The 1,551-nt window shown below is 63.5% G+C and carries 2 protein-coding genes; one reads left to right on the top strand and one right to left on the bottom strand.

Annotated elements, in window-relative coordinates; all coding sequences use genetic code 11:
* The first annotated feature begins 173 nt into the window (after positions 1–173).
* Positions 174–752 (top strand): TIGR00645 family protein, encoded by a 579-nt coding sequence (locus tag AC1D00_RS40525; protein WP_477014563.1) that lies wholly within the window; start codon positions 174–176, stop codon positions 750–752.
* Between the two features lie 52 nt (positions 753–804).
* Here AC1D00_RS40525 and AC1D00_RS40520 read toward each other — a convergent pair whose 3' ends face one another.
* Positions 805–1,122: a DUF1476 domain-containing protein gene (locus AC1D00_RS40520; protein ID WP_477014562.1), complete on the bottom strand. Its 318-nt coding sequence runs from the start codon at positions 1,120–1,122 to the stop codon at positions 805–807.
* Between the last annotated feature and the right edge of the window lie 429 nt (positions 1,123–1,551).

Genomic DNA, 1,551 nt, shown 5'->3' with positions numbered 1-1,551 from the left:
GCTCTGCACGTCCTGCCTCCCGCGATCCAGGCCGTCGTGCGACGGCCGCCCGGCACGGTAGCACGAAACGGCATGGTCCCTGGAAGCCTGCAAGCGCAGCTCGCGTCTTCCGCCGGCCATCTTGTCGGGCTACATGAAAGCGAGATTCATCTCGATGCGAGGATGCGGCCTGAATGTCGGTTGAGCCTGCCCCCACGGCCGAAGCCCGCCCGCCCTCGCCGCGCCTCGGCCTGCTGCCGATGATCATCTTCGGCTCGCGCTGGCTGCAACTGCCGCTCTATCTCGGACTGATCGTGGCGCAGTGCGTCTACATCGCGCTGTTCCTCAAGGAGCTGTGGCATCTGTCGTGGCACGCCCTCGATCTCACCGAACAGCAGATCATGATGAGCGTGCTGGCGCTGATCGACGTCGTGATGATCTCCAACCTGCTGGTGATGGTCATCGTCGGCGGCTACGAGACGTTCRTGTCGCGGCTCGATCTCCAGGGCCATCCCGACGAGCCGGAATGGCTCGGCCACGTCAATGCGAGCGTCCTGAAGATCAAGCTCGCCATGGCCATCATCGGCATCTCCTCGATCGCGCTGCTCCGCACCTTCATCGAGGCCGGCAATCTCGGCTCAAGCCGTGCTGGCTTTACCGAGACTGGCGTGATGTGGCAGGTGCTGATCCACATCACCTTCATCGTCTCGGCGCTCGGCATCGCCTACGTCGACAAGCTCAGCGACTCCGGAATGCGCAGACATGCAGAGTGAGGGACCGCCCGCACACCTTGCATGGAGTTGTGAGCACCAAACCGCGCCGCGCTCACTCTTTGGCTTCGAGTTGTTGAATGGCCTGATGCAGGCATTCCTGGAACTTCGCGGCGACCTGCTCGCGCGCCACGCCCTTGGCGGCGAGATCGCCTGACACCTTGTCCACGACCTCGTCCATCGTCCGGCTCTCCAGATGGTCCGTCGCCAGCGCTGTGGAATAGCTCCTGGCGGCTTCGCCGCTCAGTCCGAGCTGGCTTGCGGCCCAGAGTCCGAGCAGCTTGTTCGACCGGGCCGTAGCCCTGAACATGAGCTCCTCGTCGTGGACGAATTTAGCCTCAAAGCCCTGCTCGCGCTTGTCGAACGTGGTCATAGTCAGCTCCATTGCGTTTTCGCTGATGAGGATCGGACTGGCTGGGAGCGAACGTCTCCGTCATTCACGTCAGTTGAGGATCATTTGAATCTTCGGGCGGAAGGCAAACGCCGTCAAGCCTGCCGCTCGCGGCAGGCCCGACGCCGCATGGCCCGGAGACATCGAGAGCTGACGCATCAACAGAGAGCTGCGGGAGTTTCGACGGATTGAACGGGTCTGCCTGAGGCCCATTCGCCCCGCCACGCAATGGCAGGCGCCGTCCAGGCGCTCAAGCTCGCCTTAGGCGCGACGTAACGGGACCACGTCCGGCCCCGTCGGAGGATCAATCAAGGAGATGTTGGCGCGGCGACCGCGTTCGGTCAGCCCTTTGCGGTTGCCGCTTCGCGTGCAAGCCGCTCGGCCCTCAGCCGTTCCTTGTTGGCGTAGAAC

Source organism: Bradyrhizobium sp. P2_E8, assembly GCF_056403875.1.
This window is presented reverse-complemented; position numbering and strand designations above follow the sequence as displayed.

Coding starts and splice junctions, on each gene's coding strand:
- AC1D00_RS40520 (WP_477014562.1), bottom strand. CDS start 1,122: ATGACCACGTTCGACAAGCGCGAGCAGGGCTTTGAGGCTAAATTCGTC.